Annotated in this window: 24 protein-coding genes; 13 read left to right on the top strand and 11 right to left on the bottom strand. The window is 68.4% G+C overall.

Annotated elements, in window-relative coordinates:
• The first annotated feature begins 15 nt into the window (after positions 1 to 15).
• Both secG and AC3WLB_RS08825 read left to right on the top strand, forming a co-directional pair.
• Positions 16 to 267, top strand: coding sequence for a preprotein translocase subunit SecG (gene secG, locus AC3WLB_RS08830; protein WP_022894976.1), 252 nt, complete (start codon positions 16 to 18; stop codon positions 265 to 267).
• An 11-nt stretch (positions 268 to 278) separates the two neighbouring features.
• A complete protein-coding gene (locus tag AC3WLB_RS08825) occupies positions 279 to 635 on the top strand; it encodes an RNA polymerase-binding protein RbpA (protein ID WP_031280886.1) in 357 nt (118 codons plus the stop codon).
• 424 nt (positions 636 to 1059) lie between these two features.
• On the opposite strand, the gene pgl is transcribed toward AC3WLB_RS08825, so the two are convergent.
• The 6 genes from pgl to tkt are packed head-to-tail and all read right to left on the bottom strand — an operon-like array spanning position 1060 to position 9195.
• Positions 1060 to 1830, bottom strand: a complete 771-nt coding sequence (pgl, locus tag AC3WLB_RS08820) for a 6-phosphogluconolactonase (RefSeq protein ID WP_022894978.1) — start codon at positions 1828 to 1830, stop codon at positions 1060 to 1062.
• Positions 1831 to 1842: 12 nt separating this feature from the next.
• Positions 1843 to 2805, bottom strand: coding sequence for a glucose-6-phosphate dehydrogenase assembly protein OpcA (locus AC3WLB_RS08815; RefSeq protein WP_022894979.1), 963 nt, complete (start codon positions 2803 to 2805; stop codon positions 1843 to 1845).
• Complete coding sequence (gene zwf / locus AC3WLB_RS08810; protein WP_022894980.1) at positions 2802 to 4343, bottom strand: glucose-6-phosphate dehydrogenase; 1542 nt, start codon at positions 4341 to 4343, stop codon at positions 2802 to 2804. Before zwf ends, AC3WLB_RS08815 begins: the two co-directional genes overlap by 4 nt.
• 27 nt (positions 4344 to 4370) lie before the next feature.
• On the bottom strand, positions 4371 to 5975 hold the full coding sequence (locus AC3WLB_RS08805; RefSeq protein ID WP_492505180.1) for a glucose-6-phosphate isomerase: 1605 nt from the start codon (positions 5973 to 5975) through the stop codon (positions 4371 to 4373).
• A complete protein-coding gene (gene tal, locus AC3WLB_RS08800) occupies positions 5972 to 7078 on the bottom strand; it encodes a transaldolase (RefSeq protein WP_492505178.1) in 1107 nt (368 codons plus the stop codon). Before tal ends, AC3WLB_RS08805 begins: the two co-directional genes overlap by 4 nt.
• A gap of 23 nt (positions 7079 to 7101) precedes the next feature.
• Positions 7102 to 9195 carry a transketolase gene (tkt, locus tag AC3WLB_RS08795; RefSeq protein WP_492505176.1) on the bottom strand — a complete coding sequence of 698 codons (2094 nt, stop codon included), beginning with the start codon at positions 9193 to 9195 and terminating at the stop codon, positions 7102 to 7104.
• A gap of 136 nt (positions 9196 to 9331) precedes the next feature.
• Between tkt and AC3WLB_RS08790 the strand changes: the two genes are divergently transcribed.
• The 9 genes from AC3WLB_RS08790 to AC3WLB_RS08750 all read left to right on the top strand — a co-directional run bounded on the left by AC3WLB_RS08790 (position 9332) and on the right by AC3WLB_RS08750 (position 18317).
• Positions 9332 to 10261, top strand: a complete 930-nt coding sequence (locus AC3WLB_RS08790; RefSeq protein WP_492505174.1) for a heme o synthase — start codon at positions 9332 to 9334, stop codon at positions 10259 to 10261.
• A gap of 7 nt (positions 10262 to 10268) precedes the next feature.
• The gene (locus AC3WLB_RS08785) at positions 10269 to 11234 is read left to right on the top strand and encodes a COX15/CtaA family protein (RefSeq protein WP_492505172.1); all 966 of its coding nucleotides are present in this window, start codon (positions 10269 to 10271) and stop codon (positions 11232 to 11234) included.
• A gap of 140 nt (positions 11235 to 11374) precedes the next feature.
• Positions 11375 to 12793: a Fe-S cluster assembly protein SufB gene (sufB, locus tag AC3WLB_RS08780; RefSeq protein ID WP_492505171.1), complete on the top strand. Its 1419-nt coding sequence runs from the start codon at positions 11375 to 11377 to the stop codon at positions 12791 to 12793.
• Positions 12794 to 14020 carry a Fe-S cluster assembly protein SufD gene (sufD, locus tag AC3WLB_RS08775; RefSeq protein ID WP_492505169.1) on the top strand — a complete coding sequence of 409 codons (1227 nt, stop codon included), beginning with the start codon at positions 12794 to 12796 and terminating at the stop codon, positions 14018 to 14020.
• A 2-nt stretch (positions 14021 to 14022) separates the two neighbouring features.
• Positions 14023 to 14349, top strand: coding sequence for a non-heme iron oxygenase ferredoxin subunit (locus AC3WLB_RS08770; RefSeq protein ID WP_492505167.1), 327 nt, complete (start codon positions 14023 to 14025; stop codon positions 14347 to 14349).
• A 1-nt stretch (position 14350) separates the two neighbouring features.
• Positions 14351 to 15115 carry a Fe-S cluster assembly ATPase SufC gene (sufC, locus tag AC3WLB_RS08765; RefSeq protein WP_022895656.1) on the top strand — a complete coding sequence of 255 codons (765 nt, stop codon included), beginning with the start codon at positions 14351 to 14353 and terminating at the stop codon, positions 15113 to 15115.
• Between the two features lie 4 nt (positions 15116 to 15119).
• Positions 15120 to 15449: a metal-sulfur cluster assembly factor gene (locus tag AC3WLB_RS08760; protein WP_022895657.1), complete on the top strand. Its 330-nt coding sequence runs from the start codon at positions 15120 to 15122 to the stop codon at positions 15447 to 15449.
• A 191-nt stretch (positions 15450 to 15640) separates the two neighbouring features.
• Positions 15641 to 16534 (top strand): endonuclease domain-containing protein, encoded by an 894-nt coding sequence (locus AC3WLB_RS08755; protein ID WP_492505164.1) that lies wholly within the window; start codon positions 15641 to 15643, stop codon positions 16532 to 16534.
• Positions 16535 to 16718: 184 nt separating this feature from the next.
• A complete protein-coding gene (locus AC3WLB_RS08750) occupies positions 16719 to 18317 on the top strand; it encodes an ABC-F family ATP-binding cassette domain-containing protein (protein WP_022895659.1) in 1599 nt (532 codons plus the stop codon).
• 75 nt (positions 18318 to 18392) lie between these two features.
• On the opposite strand, the gene AC3WLB_RS08745 is transcribed toward AC3WLB_RS08750, so the two are convergent.
• The 3 genes from AC3WLB_RS08745 to AC3WLB_RS08735 are packed head-to-tail and all read right to left on the bottom strand — an operon-like array spanning position 18393 to position 19875.
• Positions 18393 to 19232, bottom strand: coding sequence for an SURF1 family cytochrome oxidase biogenesis protein (locus AC3WLB_RS08745; protein ID WP_492505161.1), 840 nt, complete (start codon positions 19230 to 19232; stop codon positions 18393 to 18395).
• Positions 19229 to 19459 (bottom strand): hypothetical protein, encoded by a 231-nt coding sequence (locus AC3WLB_RS08740; protein ID WP_492505159.1) that lies wholly within the window; start codon positions 19457 to 19459, stop codon positions 19229 to 19231. Before AC3WLB_RS08740 ends, AC3WLB_RS08745 begins: the two co-directional genes overlap by 4 nt.
• Complete coding sequence (locus AC3WLB_RS08735; RefSeq protein ID WP_492505157.1) at positions 19456 to 19875, bottom strand: DUF3099 domain-containing protein; 420 nt, start codon at positions 19873 to 19875, stop codon at positions 19456 to 19458. Before AC3WLB_RS08735 ends, AC3WLB_RS08740 begins: the two co-directional genes overlap by 4 nt.
• An 83-nt stretch (positions 19876 to 19958) precedes the next feature.
• Between AC3WLB_RS08735 and AC3WLB_RS08730 the strand changes: the two genes are divergently transcribed.
• Positions 19959 to 20678, top strand: coding sequence for a beta-ketoacyl-ACP reductase (locus AC3WLB_RS08730; RefSeq protein WP_492505155.1), 720 nt, complete (start codon positions 19959 to 19961; stop codon positions 20676 to 20678).
• Between the two features lie 97 nt (positions 20679 to 20775).
• Here AC3WLB_RS08730 and serB read toward each other — a convergent pair whose 3' ends face one another.
• Both serB and AC3WLB_RS08720 read right to left on the bottom strand, forming a co-directional pair.
• Complete coding sequence (serB, locus tag AC3WLB_RS08725) at positions 20776 to 21471, bottom strand: phosphoserine phosphatase SerB (RefSeq protein WP_492505153.1); 696 nt, start codon at positions 21469 to 21471, stop codon at positions 20776 to 20778.
• Positions 21468 to 22712, bottom strand: coding sequence for a glucose-1-phosphate adenylyltransferase (locus tag AC3WLB_RS08720; RefSeq protein WP_022895665.1), 1245 nt, complete (start codon positions 22710 to 22712; stop codon positions 21468 to 21470). Before AC3WLB_RS08720 ends, serB begins: the two co-directional genes overlap by 4 nt.
• A 47-nt stretch (positions 22713 to 22759) precedes the next feature.
• On the opposite strand from AC3WLB_RS08720, the gene glgA reads away from it, so the two are divergent.
• Complete coding sequence (gene glgA / locus AC3WLB_RS08715; RefSeq protein WP_492505151.1) at positions 22760 to 23941, top strand: glycogen synthase; 1182 nt, start codon at positions 22760 to 22762, stop codon at positions 23939 to 23941.
• Positions 23942 to 23981 lie beyond the last annotated feature (40 nt).

Genomic DNA, 23981 nt, shown 5'->3' with positions numbered 1-23981 from the left:
TGTGAAAGGCAAGCAGTGCAGATCCTTCAGGTCATTCTTCAGGTGGTGCTCGGAATCACGAGCCTCCTGCTGACCCTCCTCATCCTTCTCCACAAGGGTCGGGGTGGTGGTCTGTCCGACATGTTCGGCGGCGGCGTCACGTCGAACCTGGGTGCGTCCGGAGTTGCCGAACGCAACCTGAACCGCATCACCGTCATCCTCGGACTGGTCTGGGTGGGCAGCATCGTCGTGCTCGGCCTCATCACCAAGTTCGACACCAGCCTTTAGGGGGCAACAGCATGGCATCAGGAGGAAGCGCGATCCGCGGATCCCGCGTCGGCGCAGGGCCCATGGGGGAGCAGGACCGCGGCTACCACGCGGAGCGCATCCAGGTCTCGTACTGGGACGCCTTGGGCAACGAAACCGTGCGGTACTTCGCGGCGAACCTGCCCGACGAGGAGATCCCTGAGATCATCGACTGCCCCACCTCCGGTCTGCCGGCGGGCCGCGACAAGGAGAACCCGCCCTCGGTGGCGAAGCTCGAACCCTACAAGACGCACCTCGCCTACGTGAAGGAGCGCCGCACCGAGAAGGAAGCCGAGCAGCTCCTCGAGGACGCGCTGCAGCAACTGCGCGCCCGCCGGGGCACCGCGTAAGACTGTCTTCTCGGGCTCGCCCGGCCTTCGGCTGGGCGGGCCCTAACTGCTCGCGCCGCCGCTTCTGCGGCGCGAGGCGACATGTTCGCGTTCGGTCGCTGACGCGGCCGAGCGCTCACCCTGGGTCGTCCAGGCGCGGCCCGCGGCCTGCGATCCCGTTCCCCAAGTCGTGGGCTGGAGCGAGTCTCCATTTGTTGACGGAAACGGGCGCATCATTCCGGCAACACCTGGAGACTCGATGCTTGCACGAGCGGTGCTCCGGGGCGCAACGCAACAGGCCGTACTCGACGACCCAAGGTGAGGGTGTGGCCGAACGGTGCGACCGAAGGCCGCGCCGTTCGACCGCGCCCGAACATGTCGCGCGGCGCCGGGCAGGGACCGGCGACGCAGGCGCAGCCCGAGCGAAGCCCGGGCCGCGCCGCAGCTAGTAACTCGGCGCGATCAGCGACTCCGGCACCTCCGCCGCCGCTTCGCGGTCGACGAAGAATACCGTGCGTTTGCGCCCCTGAGCGCCGGCGACGGGCACCTCGTCGGTGCTGGCACCGGCGAGAGCGAGTCCGATGGCCGACGCCTTGTCGGCGCCTGCCAGCACCATCCAGATGCGGTCGGCCGACTGGATCACCGGCAGCGTCAAGCTGAGGCGCTCGGGCGGTGGCTTGGGGGAGTTGCGCACGGGCACGACCGTCGCATCCGTGATGCGGATCTCGTCGTGGCCGGGGAAGAGCGACGCGATGTGCCCGTCGGGGCCCACGCCGAGGAACATGATGTCGAACCGCGGGTATTCGGCACCGGAGGGCGCGGCCGCGGCGAGCTCACGGGCGTACACCCGCGCGGCCTCGTCGAGGTCGGGCACCTCGTCCGACGACGGGAAGGCGTGCACGCGGGCCGGATCGACCGGGATGTGGTCGAGCAACGCCTCGCGGGCCTGGAGCTCGTTGCGGTCGGGGTCGTCCTTCGGCACGAACCGCTCGTCGCCCCACCAGAAGTTGATGCGCGACCAGTCGATGGTCTGCGAGGCGGCCGACGACCGGATCGCCTCGAGCACCGCACTCCCCATCGTGCCGCCGGTGAGCACCACGGTCGCGTCGTCGAACTCGTCGAGGATGTCGATGACCTTCGTGATGAACCGGGCGGCGACGGAGCCGGCCAGCGACTCCTTGTCGGGGTGAACGAGTACTCGGCGATCAGTCGTCATATGTCCACACCTTCACGCGCGCTTGTCGTTCTTCTCGAGCAACTCGACCAGACCCTGGGAGATGACTTCACCATACAGGTCATCCGGGTCGAGTCGCCGCAGCTCCTCGGCCAGGCAGTCGCGCAGGTTGCGGCGGGGGAGCGACAGGTCGTGGGTGGGCTGGTTCGGCTGGCTCAGCCGGGCCACGTTGGGCACCTCGCGCACGAGCTCGATGGGGCCCGCGTCGCGGGTGAGGATGACACCGTGGATGCCGCTCGAACCGTTCGCGCGCGGCGACAGCCCGTACTTCACCGGCACCTTGAGCTGGTGCCGCAGCCACGCCGCGAGAAGCATGGTCGACGGCGAATCGGATGCGCCCGACACCTCGATCGCCGTCACCGGCTCGTAGGGCGGCTGGTCGAGCACTGCGGCGAGCTGTGCCCGCCACAGGGTGAGGCGCGTCCAGGCGAAGTCGGTGTCGCCGGGGGCGTAGGTCTTCGAGCGGCTGAGCAGCGCCTCGTAGGGGTTGGCCTGGTTCGACGAGTCGGTGATGCGTCGCGTCGCGATGCGGCCGAGGTTCGACGCCGACACGTTGTCGGGTGCCGCACCCGGCCACCAGACGACGACCGGGGCGTCGGAGAGCAGCAGCCCCGTGACGAGCCCCTCCTCGTCGCTCGCTGCGGCGCCGTACGCGCGCAGCACGATGACCTCGCTCGCGCCGGCGTCGCCACCCACGCGGATCTGTGCATCCAAACGTGCGCCGCGGCCCGTGGTGAGGCCGTCGTTCTCGCGGTCGGTGGAGACCACGATGACGCGCATCGGATGCTCGCGCGACGCGTCGTTCGCGGCCTCGATCGCGTCCTCCTCCTCGCCGAGCGAGGTCACGATGACGAGGGTGAGCACGCGCCCGAGGGCCACCGCGCCGCCCTCCTCACGGATCTTGACGAGCGACTTCGAGATCTTGCTCGTCGTGGTGTCAGGCAGATCGACGATCACGGGCGTCTCCAGGTTCTTCCATCGCGGGCCAGCAGTTCGTCAGCCGAGGCCGGCCCCCAGGTTCCGGGGCGGTACTGCTCGGGCTGGCCCTGTGTGGTCCAGTACTGCTCGATCGGGTCGAGGATCATCCAGGAGAGCTCGACCTCTTTCTGACGCGGGAACAACGGCGGGTCGCCGAGCAGCACGTCGAGGATCAGGCGCTCGTAGGCCTCGGGGCTCGCCTCGGTGAACGCGTGGCCGTAGCCGAAGTCCATCGTCACGTCGCGCACCTGCACGCCGGCGCCCGGCACCTTGGAGCCGAAGCGGATGGTGACGCCTTCATCCGGTTGCACGCGGATGACGAGTGCGTTCTGGCCGAGCTCGGAGGTCTGGCTCTCGGCGAAGAGGTACTGCGGCGCACGCTTGAAGACCACCGCGATCTCGGTGACGCGACGGCCGAGCCGCTTGCCGGCCCGGAGGTAGAACGGCACGCCCGCCCAGCGCCGGGTGCCGATGTCCAGTCGCACGGCCGCGTACGTCTCGGTGGTCGACTCGGGGTTCATCCCGTCTTCCTCGAGGAAGCCGAGCACCTTCTCGCCACCCTGCCACCCGCCGGAGTACTGGCCGCGCGCAGTGACCGTGCTGAGGTCCTCGGGCAGCTTCACCGCGGCGAGCACCTTCTCCTTCTCGGCGCGCAGATCTGCAGCGTCGAAGGAGATCGGCTCTTCCATGGCGGTGAGCGCCATGAGCTGGAGCAGGTGGTTCTGGATGACGTCGCGCGCCGCTCCGATGCCGTCGTAGTAGCCGGCCCGGCCGCCCACCCCGATGTCCTCGGCCATGGTGATCTGCACGTGGTCGACGTAGTTGGCGTTCCAGATGGGCTCGTAGAGCTGGTTCGCGAAGCGGAGGGCCAGGATGTTCTGGACCGTCTCCTTGCCGAGGTAGTGGTCGATGCGGAACACCGAGTCGGGCGGGAACACCGACTCCACCACGTCGTTCAGCTCGCGCGCCGTGGTCAGGTCGCTGCCGAACGGCTTCTCGATCACGACGCGGCGCCAGCGGTCCTCCCGCTGGTCGGCCAACCCCGACCGGCGCAGCTGCTCGGTGACGAGCGGGAACGCCTTCGGCGGGATCGACAGGTAGAACGCGTAGTTGCCCATGGTGCCGCGGTCGCGGTCGAGCTCGTCGATCGTCGTCTTCAGCTGCTCGAACGCCTTGTCGTCGTCGAACTCGCCGGAGACGAAGCGGATGCCCTCGGAGAGCTGTCGCCACACGTCCTCGTCGAACGGGGTGCGGGAGTGCTCCTTGACCGAGTCGTGCACCACGCGCTCGAAGTCCTGGTCCTCCCAGTCGCGCCGGGCGAAGCCGACGAGGGAGAAGCCGGGCGGCAGGAGGCCGCGGCTGGCGAGGTCGTAGACCGCCGGCATCAGCTTCTTCCGCGACAGGTCGCCGGTGACGCCGAAGATGACGAGGCCGGAGGGCCCGGCGATGCGGTTCAGCCGGCGGTCGGTCGGCAGCCGGAGCGGGTTGTACTCCGGCGTTATCTCTACGGGAGGCATTGAACTCCTAGGATCGGGGCGGATGCGTCAGCGAAGCACGCTGAGGAGCGTCGCCGCACCGGCGGATGCGTCGGTCAGGTTCAGTCGGAGCACGGGCCGCCCGTGCTCGGCCAGAACACCGGCATCGCCGGCGGCCTGCGCATGAATGAGCTGTCCGAAGGTGAACGGACGATCGGGGATGTTGAGGTCGTCGGCGGTGTCTGCGGTGATCTGCAGGAACACGCCGGTGGCCGGACCGCCCTTGTGGTACTGGCCGGTCGAATGGAGGAACCGGGGCCCCCAACCGAAGGTCACGGGTCGGCCGGAGCGGGCCGCGAGCAGGTCGCGGAGCTCGGCGAGTTCCGGCACGGCGAAGCGGTCGACGTAGGCCATGACGGCGAGGTAGCCGCCGGCCGGGAGATCGGCGAGCAGAGCATCCACCGCGCCGACGACCGAGCCGGCTGCGGTCAGCGACTCCGTGCTGGCCCGCACCTCGATGCCGTCGTCGACGAAGGCCGGTGCGGTCGGCTCCGGGCGCTGTTCGAGGAGGCCCCGGGCGGCGACTTTGGCCGACTCGACGTCGGGCTGGTCGAACGGGTCGATGCCGAGCAGCCGGCCGGCCACTGCGACCGCGTACTCCCAGGTGAGCAGCAGTGCGCCGAGCGAGCCGCTCAGCAGTACCTCGCCCGGGTGCTGCTCGCGCAGATGGAAGGCATGGGCATCCGACACCAGACGCACGATCTGCACGTCGGGCAGGTGCTCGCTGAGCTCGGGGGAGTCGACGTCGAGCACGAGCGGCAGGAGACCCTTGCCGTTCTTGCCCGTCGACTCGGCGATGAGCTGCTCGGCCCACTCGCCGAGCCCCACGATGTGGGTGCCGTCGGAGACGATGCCGATCTTGTCCCGCAGCGGCTGCGTGCCCGCCAGGGCCGCACCCAGGATGAGCCCGAAGTTGTCGTCACCGTCGTCGGCGAGGTTCAGCGAGATCGCCTCCGCCTCGTCGAGCAGCTCGTCGATGGCCGCGCCCGCGAGGCCCGAGGGCACGAGACCGAACGCGGTGAGGGCCGAGTAGCGGCCGCCCACGTTCGGGTCGGCGAGGAAGGTGCGGTAACCGGCCTCAGCAGCCAGTGCTTCGAGCGGCGAACCCGGGTCGGTGACGATCACGATCCGCGTCGCCGGGTCGATACCCGCCGTGCGGAACGCCTGCTCGTACGCGCGGCGCTGGCTGTCGGTCTCGAGCGTGCCCCCCGACTTCGACGAGGCGATCAGCACGGTCGTCTCCAGCCGATCGGCCAGGGCGGCACGGATCTGCTCGGGCGCTGTCGAGTCGAGGATGGTCAACTCCACCCCGAGGGTCTTCGTGATGACCTCCGGCGCGAGCGACGAACCGCCCATGCCGGCCAGCACGAAGTGGTCGATCCCCTCCTCGAGGAACCGGGCGCGGAGCGCTTCGATCTCGGGCACGAGCGGTCGCGAGATCGCGACCGCTTCGGTCCAGCCGAGGCGCTTGCCCGCCTCGGCCTCGGCCTCGGGCCCCCAGAGCGCCGGATCCTGCGCCGTGATCCCGGATGCGACCAGGTCTTTCACGAGCTGCGGGACGACGGTCTGGATCGCCTTCTTGGCGTCACCCGAGGAGTGGATCGCGACGGTCATTTGGCGGCTTCGAGAGATGCGGTGACGGTGTCGAGCAGTTCGTTCCAGGACACGATGAACTTCTCGACGCCCTCCTTCTCGAGGAGCTCGGTGACCTCGGCGTAGGAGATGCCGAGCGCGCCGATGGCGTCGAGCACCTTGTTGGCCTCGGCGTAGGAGTGCGCGATGGTGTCGCCGCGGATCTCACCGTGGTCGGAGACGGCGTCGAGGGTCTTCTCGGGCATCGTGTTCACGACCGACGGCGCCGCGAGCTCGACCACGTAGGTGGTGTCGGGGACCGACGGGTCTTTGACGCCGGTCGAGGCCCAGAGCGGGCGCTGCGTGTTGGCGCCGGCCTCGAGCAGCAGCAGGGCGCGCTCGGTGGCGAACGCCTGGGTCCACACCTCGTAGGCGAGCTGCGCGTTGGCGACGCCGGCCTTGCTCTTCAGCGCGAGCGCCTCGTCCGTGCCGATCGCCTCGAGGCGCTTGTCGATCTCGGTGTCGACGCGCGACACGAAGAACGAGGCGACCGAGTGGATCTTCGAGAGGTCGAGCCCGGCGTCCTTGGCCTTCTCGAGACCGGTGAGGTAGGCGTTGATCACGTCGCGGTAGCGCTCGAGCGAGAAGATCAGCGTGACGTTCACCGAGATGCCGGCCGCGATGGTCTCGGTGATGGCCTCGAGGCCTTCGACCGTGGCGGGGATCTTGATCAGAACGTTCTCGCGGTCGACCTTGGCGTACAGTGCCTTGGCCTGCTCGATGGTCCCGGCGGCGTCGTGCGCGAGGCCCGGCTCCACCTCGATCGAGACGCGCCCGTCGAAGCCCTTCGTGGCGTCGTAGATCGGCTTGAAGATGTCGGAGGCGTTCGCGACGTCGTCGGTGGTGATCTCGAAGACGGCGGTCGTGACATCCGCCCCCTGCTTCGCCAGCTCGGCGACCTGCTCGTCGTAGGCCTCGCCCTTGGCGAGGGCGCCCGCGAAGATGGTGGGGTTCGTGGTGACGCCCACGACGTTCAGGTCATCGATCAGCTTCTGCAGCCCGCCGCTCGTGATGCGCGAGCGGGACAGGTCGTCGAGCCAGATCGAGACGCCGACGTCGGACAGTTTCTGAGTTGCTTCAGTCATTTCATATCTCCTTGAAAACCGGCCTACAGGGCGGCCAGTGACGTCTTCGCTGCTTCGACCGCGGCCTCGGTGGTGATACCGAACTCGCGGAACAGGGTCTTGTAGTCGGCGGATGCGCCGAAGTGCTCGATCGAGACGCTGCGACCGGCGTCGCCGATGTACTTGCGCCAGCCGAGGTCGATGCCGGCCTCGATCGACACGCGCGCCTTCACGGAAGCCGGCAGCACCGACTCCTTGTATTCGTCGCTCTGCTCTTCGAACCACTCGAGCGAGGGGGCCGAGACCACGCGGGCATTGATGCCTTCTTCTTTCAGGATGGCTCGGGCGTTCACCGCGAGCTGCACCTCCGAGCCGGTGGCGATGAAGATGACATCGGGCGTACCGTTCGGTGCTTCAGCAAGAACGTACGCGCCCTTCGAAACATTCCGCGCGCTGGCGAAGGTCTCGCCCGAGGCGTCGCCGTCGCCACGCTCGAACACCGGGATGTTCTGGCGGGTCAGGGCGATGCCGGCCGGGTTGTGGTGGCGGCCGAGGATGGTGAGCCAGGCGTGCCCGACCTCGTTGGCGTCGGCGGGACGCACCACGTCGAGGCCCGGGATCGCGCGGAGCGCGGTGAGCTGCTCGATCGGCTGGTGCGTGGGGCCGTCTTCGCCGAGGGCGACGGAGTCGTGGGTCCAGACGAAGACCGAGGGAACCTTCATCAGTGCGGCCAGACGCACCGCGGGGCGCATGTAGTCACTGAAGATGAGGAAGGTGCCGCCGAACGGGCGAGTCTTGCCGTGCAGCACGATGCCGTTGATGATCGCGCCCATGGCGTGCTCGCGGATGCCGAAGTGCAGCACGCGGCCGTAGGGGCTGCCCGTCCACTCGTGGGTGGAGTGCACCGCGGGCACGAACGACGCCGCCGACTCGATGGTGGTGTTGTTCGACTCGGCCAGGTCGGCCGAGCCGCCCCAGAACTCGGGCAGCAGGGGAGCGAGGGCGTTGATGACCTTGCCCGAGGCGGCCCGCGTCGACACGTCCTTGCCGGCCTCGAAGACGGGCAGGGCATCCTCGAGGCCGTCGGGCAGTTCGCCCGCCTCGAGTCGGTCGAGCAGCGCCTTCTTCTCGGGGTTGGCCTCGGCCCAGGCGTCGAAGCCCTTCTGCCACTCGGCACGGAGCTCCGAACCGCGGGCGATGGCCTTGCGCGTGTGCTCGATGACGTCGTCGTCGACCTGGAAGCTCTTCTCGGGGTCGAAGCCGAGCACCTCCTTGAGGCCCCGCAGCTCGTCGGCGCCGAGCGCCGAGCCGTGGATCTTGCCGGTGTTCTGCTTCTTCGGGCTGGGCCAGCCGATGATGGTCTTGAGGATGATGAGCGACGGCTTGCTCGTCTCGGCCTTCGCGGCCTCGATGGCGTCGTTCAGCGCCTGCACGTCTTCGACGTACTCGCCGGTGCTCTTCCAGTCGACCACCTGCACGTGCCAGTGGTAGGCCTCGTAGCGGGCCTTCACGTCTTCGGTGAAGGCGATGTTCGTGTCGTCCTCGATCGAGATCTGGTTGGAGTCGTAGATTCCGATCAGGTTGCCGAGCTGCTGGTGGCCGGCGAGCGAGGAGGCCTCGCTCGTGACGCCCTCTTCGAGGTCGCCGTCGCCGGCGATGAAGTAGACGTGGTGGTCGAACGGGCTCTGGCCCTGCTCGGCGTCCGGGTCGAAGAGGCCGCGCTCGAAGCGCTGGGCGTAGGCGAAGCCCACGGCCGACGACAGGCCCTGGCCGAGCGGGCCGGTGGTGATCTCCACGCCGTCGGTGTGGCCGTACTCGGGGTGACCGGGGGTCAGAGAACCCCAGGTGCGCAGCGCCTCGATGTCGGAGAGCTCGAGGCCGTAGCCGCCCAGGTAGAGCTGGATGTACTGGGTGAGGGAGGAGTGGCCGACCGAGAGGATGAAACGGTCGCGACCGAGCCAGTGCTGGTCTTTCGGGTCTTTGCGCATGACCTTCTGGAAGAGCAGGTACGCGGCCGGTGCCAGGCTGATGGCGGTGCCGGGGTGCCCGTTTCCGACCTTCTCGACGGCGTCCGCCGCCAGGACTTTGACCGTCTTCACTGCTTTGTCGTCAATGGGTTCCCATTGGAGTGTCGCCACGAGGTATATGACCCTTCTCGATTGTGATTCCCGTCAGGGAATCGTCCGCGTCAATCATACGGGCGTGGGCAGGGCCGCCGCCCGCCATCGAATAGACTTGGCCAGGGGTTCACCTACGGGCACGTAATGAGGAGTAATGGACGTAGCGGTTGACGGCCGGGTCGAGCAGCGGCGAATCAGCCCGTCGGAGAAGGTGAAGGCGTACTTCGCGCTCACCAAACCGCGGGTGATCGAACTGCTCCTGGTCACCACCGTTCCCGTCATGATCCTGGCGCAGGGCGGTATCCCGAACCTCTGGCTGGTGTTCGCCACCCTCATCGGCGGAGCGCTCTCGGCGGGCAGCGCCGGCGCCTTCAACTGCTACTTCGACCGCGACATCGACCGCGTGATGAACCGCACCTCGAAGCGGCCGCTCGTCACCGGCGTGCTCTCCGACCGCGAGGCGCTCGTGTTCGCCTGGACCATCGGCGTCGTCTCGATCGTGTGGCTGGCCGTGTTCACGAACCTGCTCGCCGCATCCTTGTCGCTGCTCGCGATCCTCATCTACGTGCTGCTCTACACGCTCGTGCTGAAGCGCCGCACCCCGCAGAACATCGTCTGGGGTGGCACCGCCGGCTGCATGCCGGTGCTGATCGGCTGGGCGGCCGTCACGAACTCCCTGTCGTGGGAGGCGCTCATCCTCTTCGGCATCATCTTCCTCTGGACACCGCCGCACTACTGGCCGCTGTCGATGAAGTACCGCGACGACTACAAGACCGCGGGCGTGCCGATGCTCGCCGTGGTGCGCGGGCGCGTGGTTGTGGGTCTGCAGATCGTGCTCTACGCCTGGGCCATGGTGGCGTGCTCGCTGCTGCTGATCCCGGTCGGACACATGGGGCTCGTCTACTCCGTCACCGCCGTCGCGGCCGGCGCCTGGTTCCTGTTCGAGTCGCACCGGCTCTACAGCCGGTCCATCCGCGACCTGTCGATCAAGCCGATGCGCGTGTTCCACGGCTCCATCACCTACCTCACGCTGATCTTCCTCGCGGTTGCGATCGATCCGCTCGTGCCGTTCCTCCGGTTCTAGGCGCGCCGTGAAGACACCCCTGGGCTGGGCCGCCGACCGCTGGACCCTCACCCCGCGCGCGCTGCGCTGGGGTACGACCGCGGCGCTCGTCGTGAGCATCCTCATCATCGTCACCGGCGGTGTCGTGCGGGTCACGGGCTCGGGCCTCGGCTGCCCGACCTGGCCGACCTGCGACGGCACGTCGATCACCACGACCGCCGAGCTCGGCATCCACGGCTTCATCGAGTTCGCGAACCGCGCGCTCACCGGGGTGCTGATCCTCGCCGTGGGCTGGGCGATCGTCGCCGCCCGGCTGCAGAAGCCGCGCGAGCGCAGCATGACGCGTCTGGCCTGGTCGCAGTTCTGGCTCGTCGTCGCCAACGCCATCGCCGGCGGGGTCACCGTTCGCACCGAGCTCAACCCGTGGGTCGTGGCGATGCACTTCCTGATGGCGGTGGCGCTGCTCACCACCACGACGCTGACCTGGCACCGCGCGCACCGCGGCCAGCCGGCGGACGTGGTGTTCCCGCGCGCGGTCGGCCCGCTCGCGTGGGTGCTCGTGGTCGTCACGGCGGTGCTGATCATCGCCGGTACCCTCGTGACCGGCACCGGCCCGCACGCCGGCGACTCGGCCGACGTGCCGCGCATGCCGTTCCAGTGGGAGGGCGTGACCGTGCTGCACGGCGTGCTCGGTGCCCTGACCCTGGCACTCGGCGTCGTGCTCACCGTCGTGCTCCTCCGGGTACCGGGCGCCGCGCTCGCTCGCCGCCGGGCCATCACCTTCGTCGCCGTCGTCGTCGTGCAGGCGCTGATCGGGCTCACGCAGTCGCTCCTCGGACTGCCCGAGTGGCTGGTCGTGCTGCACCTGCTCGGGTCGGCCCTGGTGTGGGTCGGAGCGCTGCGGGTGCTGCTGGATGTGCATCCGCGACTCTTCGCCCCGCGACAGCCGGGCACGTATACAATGGAAACCGAGGAACACGCTCTTCACGCGTAGCTCCACCCGACACACAATCCGCCCTGAATCGCCTCGCGGCAGATAGATCGCGGCGACGATGGAATGTCGGACACCTCGACGCGGTTCACCATCATGTGTTGTGACAACCGCAGAGGCAGCAGCAAGGAAGGAAGTCAGTCATGTCAGACGTCCTCATCGACCGACCCGAACTCGAGAACCTCGGTGTCTACGAATTCGGCTGGTCGGACTCGGACACGGCGGGCGCCTCGGCCAAACGCGGCATCAACGAGGCCGTGGTCGAGAACATCTCCGAACTGAAGAACGAACCGGAGTGGATGCGCAAGAACCGGTTGAAGGCTCTGCAGATCTTCGGGCGCAAGCCGATGCCGACCTGGGGTGCCGACCTGTCGGGCATCGACTTCGACAACATCAAGTACTTCGTGCGGTCGACCGAGAAGCAGGCACAGACCTGGGACGACCTGCCCGACGACATCAAGAACACCTACGAGAAGCTCGGCATCCCCGAGGCGGAGCGGCAGCGCCTCGTCTCCGGCGTGGCCGCGCAGTACGAGTCGGAAGTGGTCTACCACCAGATCCGCGAAGACCTCGAGGCCCAAGGCGTCATCTTCATGGACACCGACACGGCGTTGCGTGAGCACCCCGAGTTCTTCACCGAGTACTTCGGCACGGTCATCCCGGCCGGCGACAACAAGTTCGCGGCGCTCAACACGGCCGTCTGGTCGGGCGGGTCGTTCGTCTACGTCCCGAAGGGCGTGCACGTCGAGATCCCGTTGCAGGCCTACTTCCGCATCAACACCGAGAACATGGGCCAGTTCGAGCGCACGCTGATCATCGCCGACGAAGGCTCCTACGTGCACTACATCGAGGGCTGCACGGCGCCGATCTACAAGAGCGACTCGCTGCACTCGGCGGTGGTCGAGATCATCGTGAAGAAGAACGCGCGCGTCCGCTACACGACCATCCAGAACTGGTCGAACAACGTCTACAACCTCGTCACCAAGCGTGCGATCGCGCACGAGGGCGCGACGATGGAGTGGATCGACGGCAACATCGGCTCCAAGGTCACGATGAAGTACCCGTCGATCTACCTGGTCGGCGAGCACGCCAAGGGCGAGACGCTCTCGGTCGCCTTCGCCGGCCCCGGCCAGCACCAGGACGCGGGCGCGAAGATGATCCACATGGCGCCTTACACCCAGTCGTCGATCGTGTCGAAGTCGATCGCGCGCGGCGGCGGACGAGCCGGCTACCGCGGTGAGGTGCGGGTGGCGGAGAACGCCCACCACTCGGCCAACACGGTGCGCTGCGACGCGCTGCTGGTCGACACCATCTCGCGCTCGGACACTTACCCGGCCATCGACATCCGCGTCGACGACGTGCAGCTCGGCCACGAGGCCACGGTCTCGAAGGTCTCCGAGGAGCAGCTCTTCTACCTCATGTCGCGGGGTCTGCCCGAAGACGAGGCGATGGCGATGATCGTGCGCGGCTTCATCGAGCCGATCGCGCGGGAACTGCCGATGGAATACGCACTCGAATTGAACAAGCTCATCGAGATGGGCATGGAAGGCAGCGTCGGCTAAATGGCGTCGGAAACCACAGCCCCCCTGATCGAACGGCCCGAGCATCCGGAGCCCGCCCAGCACGGCCTGCAGGCCCACAGCGACGGCGGATCGGCGTTCGTGCCGGTGCAGACCCGGTCGGAGCGTTTCACCTCGACCTCGCCTGAGGACTTCGCGGCCGTCACCGGCCTCGAGTTCGAGTGGAAGTTCGCCCCGCTCGCGACGATCAAGCATCTCACCGAGGGGCCGCTCGACGGCTCGCCCGCCGCGTTCAGCTACACCGAATCCGGCGGCACCACGGTCGGCTGGATCGACCGAACGGATGCGCTGATCGGCGCCGCCGGGGCGCCTGAAGAGCGCGCGTCGGCCAACGCGTGGTCTGCTGCTGAGAACGCGTTGCACATTCAGGTGTCCGGTGAAGAGGCGGGCGAGCTCACCGTGCGCCGCGACCGCTTCGACGCCACCGCGCGCGCCGCTCACGTGGTGATCGAGGCGCTGCCGAACAGTGCGGGCACGGTCATCCTGGAGCACTCCGGGCCGGCGAACCTCGCCGAGAACGTCGAGATCGTGGTCGGCGACAACGCGCGCCTCACCGTCGTGACGGTGCAGGAGTGGGACGACGACGCCATCCACCTCTCCAGCCATTTCGCGCGGGTGGGGCGGGATGCGAGCCTGCGGCACGTCGTGGTGTCGCTCGGCGGCAAAGCGGTGCGCGTGAACCCCTCGGTGCACCTGGTGGAGCAGGGCGCCTCGATCGAGTCGTTCGGGCTCTACTTCGCCGACGCCGGGCAGTACATCGAGCAGCGGCCCTACATCGACCACGTGGCCGCCAACACGCGCAGCCGGGTGAACTACAAGGGCGCCCTGCAGGGTGCCGGCGCGCACACCGTCTGGGTGGGCGACGTGCTGATCGGGCCGCACGCCGACGGCACCGACAGCTACGAGCAGAACCGCAACCTCGTGCTCTCGGAAGGCACGCGGGCCGACAGCATCCCGAACCTCGAGATCGAGACCGGCAACATCGTCGGTGCGGGGCACGCCTCCTCGACCGGACGGTTCGACGACGAGCAGCTGTTCTACCTGCAGTCGCGTGGCATCACCGAGGAGGAGGCGCGTCGGCTGGTCGTGCGCGGATTCCTGGCCGAGATCATCCAGCAGATCGGTTCGCCGGCGCTCGAGGAGCGCCTCGCCGCCGCCGTCGAAGCGGAGCTGCTGCAGTCGCAGGGCCTCGCGGGCGAGGCGGTGTGAGCGTGGCGGAGAAGGTCTGCGCGTTCGACGACGTTCCGGTGAACCAGGCGCTGCTCGTCGTAGTGGGCGGCGTGGCGATCGCGCTCGTGAAGGACTCGGCGGGGGAGTGCCACGCCATCGGCGACACCTGCACGCACGGCGACATCTCGCTGTCGGAGGGCTTCGTCGAGGACGACACGCTCGAGTGCTGGGCCCACGGCTCCAAGTTCTCGCTCGAAACCGGGAAGCCGCTCACGCTCCCGGCGTACGAGCCCGTTCCCGTGTTCGAGATCCAGGTGATCGACGGGGACATCTACATCGACCCGACCGTGACGAAAGTGATTGATTAGCATGTCTGTTCTGAAGATCGAAGACCTCCAGGTGAGCGTCGAGACCGAGCAGGGGACCAAGCAGATCCTGCGGGGAGTCGACCTCACCATCGGCGAGGGCGAGACGCACGCGATCATGGGGCCGAACGGGTCGGGCAAGTCGACGCTCGCCTACGCGATCGCCGGGCATCCGAAGTACCACGTCGAGGGTGGCTCGGTCACGCTCGACGGCGAGGAGATGCTCGACAAGTCGGTCGACGAACGGGCGCGGGCGGGGCTGTTCCTCGCGATGCAGTACCCGGTCGAGATCCCCGGGGTGTCGGTGTCGAACTTCCTGCGCACGGCCAAGACGGCGATCGACGGCCAGGCACCCGCCATCCGCGGCTGGATCAAAGACCTCGACGCGTCGATGAGCGCGCTGCGGATGGACAAGTCGTTCCGCGAGCGCAACGTCAACGAGGGCTTCTCGGGCGGCGAGAAGAAGCGCAACGAGATCCTGCAACTCGAACTGCTGAAGCCCAAGTTCGCGGTGCTCGACGAGACCGACTCGGGGCTCGACGTCGACGCGCTGAAGATCGTGTCCGAGGGCGTGAACCGGGCGAAGGCCAACACGGGGCTCGGCATCCTGCTCATCACGCACTACAACCGCATCCTGCGCTACGTTCAGCCCGACTTCGTGCACGTGTTCGTGGCCGGCCGGGTGGCCGAGCAGGGCGGCCCGGAGCTCGCCGTGCGACTCGAGAACGAGGGCTACGATCGCTTTCTGGCGGGCTCGAACGTAGGATAACGATATGGTCACGACACTCGAACCTCAGCTCTTCGACCAGGTCGAGGAAGCGCTGAAGGATGTGATGGACCCGGAGCTCGGCGTCAACATCGTCGATCTCGGCCTCATCTACGACCTGGGCTGGGACGAGGAGCAGGACGCCCTGGTCATCAGCATGACGCTCACCTCGGCCGGATGCCCGCTCACCGACGTGCTCGAGGAGCAGACCGCCGAGGCGCTCGACGGAGTGGTGGAGCAGTTCCGCATCAACTGGGTGTGGATGCCGCCGTGGGGCCCCGAGAAGATCACCGACGACGGCCGCGACATGATGCGGGCCCTCGGCTTCTCCATCTGACCCGCTTCGCCGCGCCTGCGCGCGGACTTCTCCAAACGAAACGGCCACCGCGCCCCTCTGAGGGTCCGGTGGCCACTTCGTTTGGAGAAGTCCACGTCGTCGGCGTTTTCCCCAGCTCTGCATCGCGCTGAGTTGTGCACAGATCGCCGACCTGACCGCTGGCCGCGGACCGGGGGTGGCATCGTCATGGCATGCAGGGCGTCGCGGACACGGTGGCCCACCACGGTGGGGTGAGCTCGACCGACGAGCTCGCTGCCCGCGGGTTCTCGTTGCGCGCCGTCGACCAGGCGGTGCGCGTGGGAGAGGTGCTGCGCCTGCGTCGCGGCTGGGTGGCGTCGCCGAGCGCACCGGACGACGTCGTGCGCGCCGTGCGGGCGCGCGGCACGCTGAGCTGCGTGTCCCGGCTGCGCCCACTCGGCGTCTGGACCGCTGACACGGCGGATGCGCGCCTCCTGCACGTGCGGGTCCACCGCTACGAGAAGATCCCGTCGGACGCGGCGTCCCGGGGGATTCACGTGCACCGGTCCTGGCCGACGAGTATGCCGAACGGGGCTCGCGGCGGGGTCGATTCGCTCGAATGGGCGCTGCTGCACGCGACGATGTGCCAGCCGCGGTTCGACGCGGTCGCGTCGTGGGAGTCGGCAATGCATCTCGAGCTGATCCGTCGCGGGCGGGTTCACGAATTGTTGCAAGCCCTTCCGCACCGCTATGCCGAACTCGCGCACGTGCTCGCGCCCGCGGAGTCGGGTGTCGAGACCCACACGCGTCTCCGGCTCCGCGCCACGGGGATCGTCAGCCGGTCACAAGTGCCGATCGAAGGTGTGGGCCACGTCGATCTGGTCGTCGGTGATCGGCTCGTGATCGAGGTCGACGGGCGACGGTGGCACTCGGACGCAGCATCGTTCCGAGAGGACAAACGGCGCGATCTCGCGTTGGTGGCGGCGGGGTACCTGGTGATCCGTTTGAGTTACGAGCAGGTGATGTTCCAATGGCCGTGGGTGCTCGAGACGATCCGCGGGTTGATGCGGCGCGGCGAGCACCGCTGGGGCGCGCGGCATCGCCGCGGCGCGCTCGTGAGGCTCTGATGGTGGACTTCTCCAAACCACGATGCGAGCGTGGCTCCCTGGAGCCGCACCTGGCGCCTCGTTTGGAGAAGTCCCGGGAGGCGGGGGTGCGGGGTGGGTTGCGCTGGGGGCGAGCGCGGTCGGGGGTGGGGCGCGGGCGGATAGACTGGAGTGTTCCCCTCCGCGACAAGAATTGGATACCCCTGTGCTCAGCGTTAGTGACCTGGCGATCCGGGTCGGCGCACGAACCCTCATGGAGGACGTGTCGTTCCGGGTCGGTCCCGGCGACAAGGTCGGGCTCGTCGGCCGCAACGGCGCCGGCAAGACCACCCTCACGAAGGTGCTCGCCGGCGACCTGCAGCCCTCCGAGGGGTCGGTGCAGCGCAGCGGTGAGCTCGGGTACCTGCCGCAGGATCCGCGATCCGGTGACCCGGAGGAGCTGGCGCGCACGCGCATCCTGAACGCCCGCGGCCTGGGCTCGCTGCTCCTCGGGATGCAGGAGTCGTCGATGGCCATGGCCTCGGACGACGCCCGGGTGAGCGAAGCCGCGATGAAGAAGTACGGCAACCTCACCGAGCGCTTCGACGCCCTCGGCGGGTACGCGGCCGAGGCCGAGGCCGCGTCGATCGCGAGCAACCTGAGCCTGCCCGACCGCATCCTCGACCAGCCGCTGAAGACCCTCTCGGGTGGTCAGCGGCGCCGCATCGAGCTGGCGCGCATCCTGTTCTCCGACGCCGAGACGCTGATCCTCGACGAGCCGACCAACCACCTCGACGCCGACTCCGTGGTGTGGCTGCGCGAGTTCCTGAAGAGCTACAACGGCGGCTTCATCGTGATCAGCCACGACATCGAGCTCGTCGGCGAGACCGTGAACCGGGTGTTCTACCTGGATGCGAACCGCCAGGTCATCGACGTCTACAACATGAACTGGCGCAACTACCTCAAGCAGCGAGAGGCCGATGAGGAGCGCCGCAAGAAGGAACGCGTCAACGTCGAGAAGAAGGCCACCCAGCTGCAGCTGCAGGCGGCGCGCTTCGGCGCGAAGGCCTCGAAGGCGGCGGCCGCGCACCAGATGGTGGCCCGCGCCGAGAAGATGCTCTCCGGACTCGAAGAGGTGCGCGCGGTCGACCGGGTGGCGAAACTGCGGTTCCCGACCCCGGTGCCGTGCGGGCGCACACCGCTCATGGCGTCGAACCTCTCCAAGAGCTACGGGTCGCTGGAGATCTTCACCGCCGTGGATCTCGCGATCGATCGCGGCTCGAAGGTGGTCGTGCTGGGGCTGAACGGCGCGGGCAAGACCACGCTGCTGCGCATCCTCGGCGGGGTCGACAAGCCCGACACCGGGCAGCTCGAACCCGGCCACGGACTCCGCATCGGGTACTACGCGCAGGAGCACGAGACCATCGACGTGAAGCGCAGCGTGCTCGAGAACATGGTCTCGGCCTCGCCGAACCTCACCGAGACCGAGGCGCGGCGGGTACTCGGCTCGTTCCTGTTCACGGGCGACGACTCGCACAAGCCGGCGGGTGTGCTCTCCGGCGGTGAGAAGACGCGGCTCGCGCTGGCGATGATCGTCGTCTCCGGTGCGAACGTGCTGCTGCTCGACGAGCCGACGAACAACCTCGACCCCGCCAGCCGAGACGAGATCCTGGATGCGCTGGCCCACTACGAGGGCGCGGTCGTGCTGGTCAGCCACGACGAGGGCGCGGTGGAGGCGCTGAACCCGGAGCGGGTGCTCATCCTCCCCGACGGCGTCGAGGACCACTGGAACAAGGACTACGCCGAACTCATCAGCCTGGCCTGACCCCTCCTCGCGACCCGTCACTTTCGGCCCCAAAACTTGAGTTATAGGGCCAAAACTGACGGGTCGCCAGGAGGGTCAGCCGCGGCGGTCGATGATCTCGTCCTCGATCTCGGCGTCGGTCTTGCGGGCGAGGCGCTTGCGTTCGCGCTCGGCGGCGCGCTCCTGCTCCTCAGGATCGTCTTCGTTCACCCGGCGGAACTCTTGGCGCACGATGTACCCGAGCGCGACGAAGCCGAGCACGCCGAACGCGAACCACTGGAACGTGTAGGAGAGGTGGGCGCCTTCGTCGGGCGTCGGCTTCGCCGCCGGCGTCGGGCGCTCGGCGGGCGCCGGGCTCTCGGATGCCAGGAGCCCGTACGCCGAGGTGTACGTCGGCAGGCCGACCTGATCGGCGATCACCGGGAGTTCGATGGTGGCGATCTGCCCGGCGACCGCGCTGCGGTTGTCGAGGTGCGGCTCACCCGCTTTGAGGCGTGCGACGAGGGTGACGGTGCCCTCAGGGGCTGCCGGGACGGCGTCGGGCGTGTCCTGCTTCTGCCCGGTCGGAACCCAGCCGCGGTCGACGACGAAGACGTCGCCGCTCTGGGTCTGGAACGGCACCAGCACATCGAACCCGACATCCCCGCCCAGCGGACGGTTGCGCACCAGCACCTGGTCGCCGACGAGGTAGTGCCCGGTCATCGAGACGGTGAGCCACTCCTGCGACGGGTCGTAGGAGTCGAGTGCGGGCAGGGCGGTCTCGAGCGGGGTGGGTTCGGCATCGAAGTTGGTGGCGACGCGGTTGATCTCGGCCACCGCCTCGTCGCGCCGAGCGAGCTGCCAGAGCGCGAGCAGAACGCAGATGATCGCGAACACGATCACGAGCGCCAGATACCCCGCCCACCGCCGGCTGAGCAGAAACCGCCACCCGATCACGAACGGGCCCCGGCCGACTCGGACAGCGGTGCCACCTCGAGGGGGAAGTCCCGCGCCTCGAGGAAGCCGCGCAGGAACTCGACGTGCTCGTCGCAGGCGAGCCACGTCTTGCGGCGGTCGCCGGTGTGGATGCGCGGGTTGCGCCAGTCGATGCGCCAGGAGGCTGCGGCACGGCACTGCGCGCGCGAGCACTCCTCGGCGGTGGGTTCGAGGCCGAGCGAGATCACGGGCGCTGATCCTCGGCCCGGGGCGTGTCCGGGCGCGGCGTCGGGTGGATGGTGAAGATCGGATGCCCGTCGGCGGCGCTCGGCCCGGACGCCCCGCCCGGTGCCGGCGCCGGTGCCGGCTGGGCGGGTGCTTCGTCGCCCGGCTCAGCCCCCGTCCCGCGGTAGACCTCGATCGCGGTGGGCCGTTCGGCCCGGCTCACCCAGGAGGTGCCGACGTTGCCGAGCACCACGGCGAAGTAGGGGAGCAGGATGGCCCCCGCCGCGCACACCGCCAGCCACCAGCCGTGCACGAAGAGCATCAGCACGAGGCACACGATGCGGATGCTCATGGTCACCAGGTACTTGGTCATGCGCGAGCGCCGCTCCTCCTCGGGGGATCGCGGGATGCTCGTGACGGACTGCGCCTGTGCTCTCATGGTGTGCCCCTAGCCTACGCTCCGGAAACTGCTCCTAAGCTGGTACGGCCCCACGTCTCCCGCGAAGTTAGGACCACTGCGCCGTGACCACTCCGACCACCCCCCGCACCGTGCTCATCACCGGCGGAAACCGCGGCATCGGCTATGCCATCGCCGAGGAGTTCGTGGCCCAGGGCCACCGCGTGGCGGTCACCGCCCGCTCCGGCCAGGGCCCCGAGGGCACCCTCACCGTGCAGGCCGACGTGACGGATGCCGCCTCGATCGACGCCGCATTCACCCGCGTCGAAGAGGAACTCGGCCCGATCGAGGTCGTCGTGGCGAACGCGGGCATCACCCGGGACACCCTCCTGCTCCGGATGTCGGAAGACGACTTCACCGAGGTCATCGACACGAACCTCACCGGAGCCTTCCGCATCGTCAAGCGCGCCGCCAAGGGCATGCTCAAGGCCCGCTTCGGCCGCATCGTCCTGATCTCGAGTGTGGTCGGTCTCTACGGGTCTCCCGGCCAGGTCAACTACAGCTCGTCGAAGGCCGCCCTGGTCGGTTTCGCTCGCTCCATCACCCGTGAGCTCGGCGCGCGCAACATCACCGCCAACGTCGTCGCCCCGGGTTTCATCGAAACCGACATGACCGCCGAACTCCCCGAGGCCCAACAGGCGGAATACAAGAAGAGCATCCCCGCAGCCCGCTACGGCACCGCCGCCGAAGTAGCAAAAGCAGTCGCCTGGCTGGCCTCGGACGACGCCGCGTACATCTCAGGCGCAATCATCCCCGTAGACGGCGGCCTAGGAATGGGCCACTGACCCAGATAGCTCGGTGGGGGCGGATTTCGACCTCCGCCGCCTTTGAGCTCCGCTCAACCCCTAGGCGGAGGGCGAAATCCGCCCCCACCGAGCGGGCCTAGCCGCGTAGTCCAAGCAGAGGCAGGAGTTGGGAGAGGTCGCGGACTGTCATCGTCACGTCTGCGTGTTCTCTCACGAGCGGGCGCGCGTCGAAGGCGACGGAGAGGCCCGCGACCTCCATCATGCGGAGGTCGTTCGCGCCGTCGCCGACCGCGAGGGTGTGGGCGAGGGGGATGCCGCGGTGCTCCGCCCACTCGGTGAGCGCATCCGCTTTGCTCTGGGGGTCGATGATCGGTCCGGAGACGGTGCCGGTGAGGCGACCGTCCGAGACGCCGAGCCGATTGGCGCGCCAGTGGTCGAGGCCAAGGGTGGTCGCGAGTGGGTCGAGCACCTCGTGGAAGCCGCCCGAGACGACGCCCACAGCGCCGCCCGCGGCGTGTACCGTGGCGATCATTTCTGGTACACCGGCAGTGACCTCGATGGCGGCGCGCACCTCGTCGAAGCAGGTGTCCGGGAGGCCTTCGAGAAGAGCGACGCGCTCCTGGAGGCTGTGCGCGAAGTCGAGCTCGCCGCGCATGGCGCGTCCGGTGATCTCGGCGACCTCGGCGTGGCAGCCGGCCAGGTCGCCGAGCATCTCGATGACCTCGTTCTCGATGAGGGTCGAATCGACGTCGAGCACGACGAGGAAGCGCGACCGATCAGCGGAGGGCTGGCTCGCGGACAATGGCTCGGCTGCCAGCACCTGCTGCGTCATGGAACTACGCGGACTCCCTTACCCACCACCGTGATGCCCGTGTCGGTCACGGTGAAGCCGCGTTCCCGATCGCGGTCGGGATCGACGCCCACGTGGGCGCCCGCGGCGACGACGACGTTCTTGTCCAGGATAGCCCGTCGCACGACCGCATCCGGTTCGATGTGCACCCGGTCGAAGAGCACCGACTGCTGCACCAGTGCACCCGACTCCACGGTGGTCCAAGGGCCGACGACGCTGCCCTCGACCCGCGCGCCGGAGATGAGGCAGCCGAGCGACACGATCGACTCGATGGTCATGCCCGGGTTGCCCTTGCTGTCCCGCACGAACTTCGCCGGCGGCGAGTTGAGCTGCTGCGTGTAGATCGGCCAGTTCTCGTTGTAGAGGTTGAAGACCGGCAGGGCCGAGATGAGGTCTTGGTGGGCGTCGTAGAACGACTCGATCGTTCCCACGTCGCGCCAGTAGTAGCGGTCGCGGTCGGTCGAGCCGGGCACGTCGTTGCGGTTGAGGTCGTAGACCGCGGCGTTGCCGGCGGCCACGAAGTCGGGGATGATGTCGCCGCCCATGTCATGGCTCGACTCGGGTCGTTCACCATCGCGGATGACCGCGTCGATCAGCTGATCGGCGTCGAACACGTAGTTGCCCATCGACGCGAGCACCTCACCGGGGGAGTCGGCGAGGCCGACGGCGTTCTTCGGCTTCTCGAGGAACTCGTCGATCATCGTCGGGTCGGCGGCCGAGGTCTGGATGATGCCGAACTGGTCCGAGAGCTCGATCGGCTGACGGATGGCCGCCACCGTCGCCCCGCGGCCGGACTCGATGTGGGCCTGGATCATCTGCCCGAAGTCCATGCGGTAGACGTGGTCGGCACCGACCACCACGACGATGTCGGGGTTCTCGTCGCGGATGAGGTTGAGCGATTGCAGGATGGCGTCGGCCGAGCCGCTGAACCAACGCTTGCCGAGACGCTGCTGGGCGGGGACGGAGGCGATGTACGACTGCAGCAGGCCGTCGAGGTGCCAGGTCTGCGAGACGTGGCGGTCGAGCGAGTGCGACTTGTACTGCGTGAGCACCACGATCTGCCGCAGGCCCGAGTTCACGAGGTTGGACAGGGCGAAGTCGATGAGGCGGTAGCCGCCGCCGAAGGGGACACCGGGCTTCGCGCGGTCGGCCGTGAGGGGCATGAGGCGCTTGCCCTCGCCTCCGGCCAGAACAATGCCGAAGATCTTCTTTCCTGCAGCCATACCCCAACCATAATGAGGTTTCCGCCCAGCCGTACTACCGTTCAACTATGCGTGTCGATGTGATTTCCCGTGAGTATCCGCCCGAGGTCTACGGAGGGGCGGGCGTGCACGTCGCGGAGCTCGTGAAAGGGCTCCGGGCGCACGTGGATGTGACGGTGCGCTGCTTCGGTGCTCCGCGTTCCGAGCCGGGCGTCTTCGCCTACGGGGTGCCGCAATCCCTCGAGGGTGCGAACCCTGCGCTCACGACCCTCGGCGTCGACCTCGAGATCGCGGAGGCGACCGCGGGCACCGACCTGGTGCATTCGCACACCTGGTACGCCAACGCCGCCGGCCGCCTCTCGGCGCTGCTGCACGGCGTGCCGCACGTCGTCACGGCGCACTCCCTCGAGCCGCTGCGCCCGTGGAAGGCCGAGCAGCTCGGCGGCGGTTACCGCGTCTCCTCCTGGATCGAGAAGGATGCGTTCGAGTCGGCCGATGCCGTCATCGCGGTGAGCGACGGGATGCGCCGCGACATCCTGCGCTCCTACCCGGCGCTCGACGAGTCGAAGGTGACCGTCGTCTACAACGGCATCGACCTCACGACCTGGCAGCCGCGCACCGACGCGGAGGTACTGGCCGCGCACGGCATCGACCCCGACCGCCCGACCGTCGTCTTCGTGGGGCGCATCACCCGGCAGAAGGGCCTGCCTTACCTGCTGCGCGCGATCGCCTTGCTGCCCACCGATGTGCAGGTGGTGCTCTGCGCCGGAGCGCCCGACACACCGGCCATCCTCGAGGAGGTCAGCTCGGCGGTGCGGCAGCTGCAGGAGACGCGCGGCGGCATCGTCTGGATCGAGGAGATCCTGCCGCAGCCGGCCCTCGCCGCCGTCCTCACCGCGGCGACCGCCTTCGTCTGCCCGTCGGTGTACGAGCCGCTCGGCATCGTGAACCTCGAGGCGATGGCATGCGGCCTGCCCGTCGTGGGCACCGCCACCGGGGGGATCCCGGAGGTGGTCGACGACGGCGTGACGGGCATCCTGGTGCCGATCGATCAGTTGCAGGACGGCACCGGAACGCCCACCGACCCCGACCGCTTCGTCGCCGACCTCGCGGCGGCGCTCACCGAGGTCGTCGCCGACCCGGAACGCGCCGCGCAGATGGGCCGCGCGGGGCGCGACCGGGCCGAGCGGGAGTTCAGCTGGTCGTCGATCGCCGCTCAGACGGCCGCGATCTATCGCTCCCTGGTGTAGTGCTGGGAGGGGTCGCCCGGTGGCCCGGGGCGAGCCGCGC

This window comes from Herbiconiux sp. FW305-C-125, assembly GCF_058783455.1.
The sequence above is the reverse complement of the archived record's forward strand: the minus strand, read 5'-3'. Positions and strand labels throughout refer to the sequence as shown.

Bases quoted from the DNA above. Each gene is read 5' to 3' on its own strand.
- tal (WP_492505178.1), bottom strand. From the start codon at position 7,078: ATGACTGAAGCAACTCAGAAACTGTCCGACGTCGGCGTCTCGATCTGG.
- pgl (WP_022894978.1), bottom strand. From the start codon at position 1,830: ATGACGACTGATCGCCGAGTACTCGTTCACCCCGACAAGGAGTCGCTG.
- sufB (WP_492505171.1), top strand. From the start codon at position 11,375: ATGTCAGACGTCCTCATCGACCGACCCGAACTCGAGAACCTCGGTGTC.
- sufC (WP_022895656.1), top strand. From the start codon at position 14,351: ATGTCTGTTCTGAAGATCGAAGACCTCCAGGTGAGCGTCGAGACCGAG.
- sufD (WP_492505169.1), top strand. From the start codon at position 12,794: ATGGCGTCGGAAACCACAGCCCCCCTGATCGAACGGCCCGAGCATCCG.
- glgA (WP_492505151.1), top strand. From the start codon at position 22,760: ATGCGTGTCGATGTGATTTCCCGTGAGTATCCGCCCGAGGTCTACGGA.
- AC3WLB_RS08755 (WP_492505164.1), top strand. From the start codon at position 15,641: ATGCAGGGCGTCGCGGACACGGTGGCCCACCACGGTGGGGTGAGCTCG.
- AC3WLB_RS08825 (WP_031280886.1), top strand. From the start codon at position 279: ATGGCATCAGGAGGAAGCGCGATCCGCGGATCCCGCGTCGGCGCAGGG.
- AC3WLB_RS08720 (WP_022895665.1), bottom strand. From the start codon at position 22,712: ATGGCTGCAGGAAAGAAGATCTTCGGCATTGTTCTGGCCGGAGGCGAG.
- AC3WLB_RS08790 (WP_492505174.1), top strand. From the start codon at position 9,332: ATGGACGTAGCGGTTGACGGCCGGGTCGAGCAGCGGCGAATCAGCCCG.
- AC3WLB_RS08760 (WP_022895657.1), top strand. From the start codon at position 15,120: ATGGTCACGACACTCGAACCTCAGCTCTTCGACCAGGTCGAGGAAGCG.
- zwf (WP_022894980.1), bottom strand. From the start codon at position 4,343: ATGCCTCCCGTAGAGATAACGCCGGAGTACAACCCGCTCCGGCTGCCG.
- serB (WP_492505153.1), bottom strand. From the start codon at position 21,471: ATGACGCAGCAGGTGCTGGCAGCCGAGCCATTGTCCGCGAGCCAGCCC.
- AC3WLB_RS08805 (WP_492505180.1), bottom strand. From the start codon at position 5,975: ATGACCGTCGCGATCCACTCCTCGGGTGACGCCAAGAAGGCGATCCAG.
- AC3WLB_RS08735 (WP_492505157.1), bottom strand. From the start codon at position 19,875: ATGAGAGCACAGGCGCAGTCCGTCACGAGCATCCCGCGATCCCCCGAG.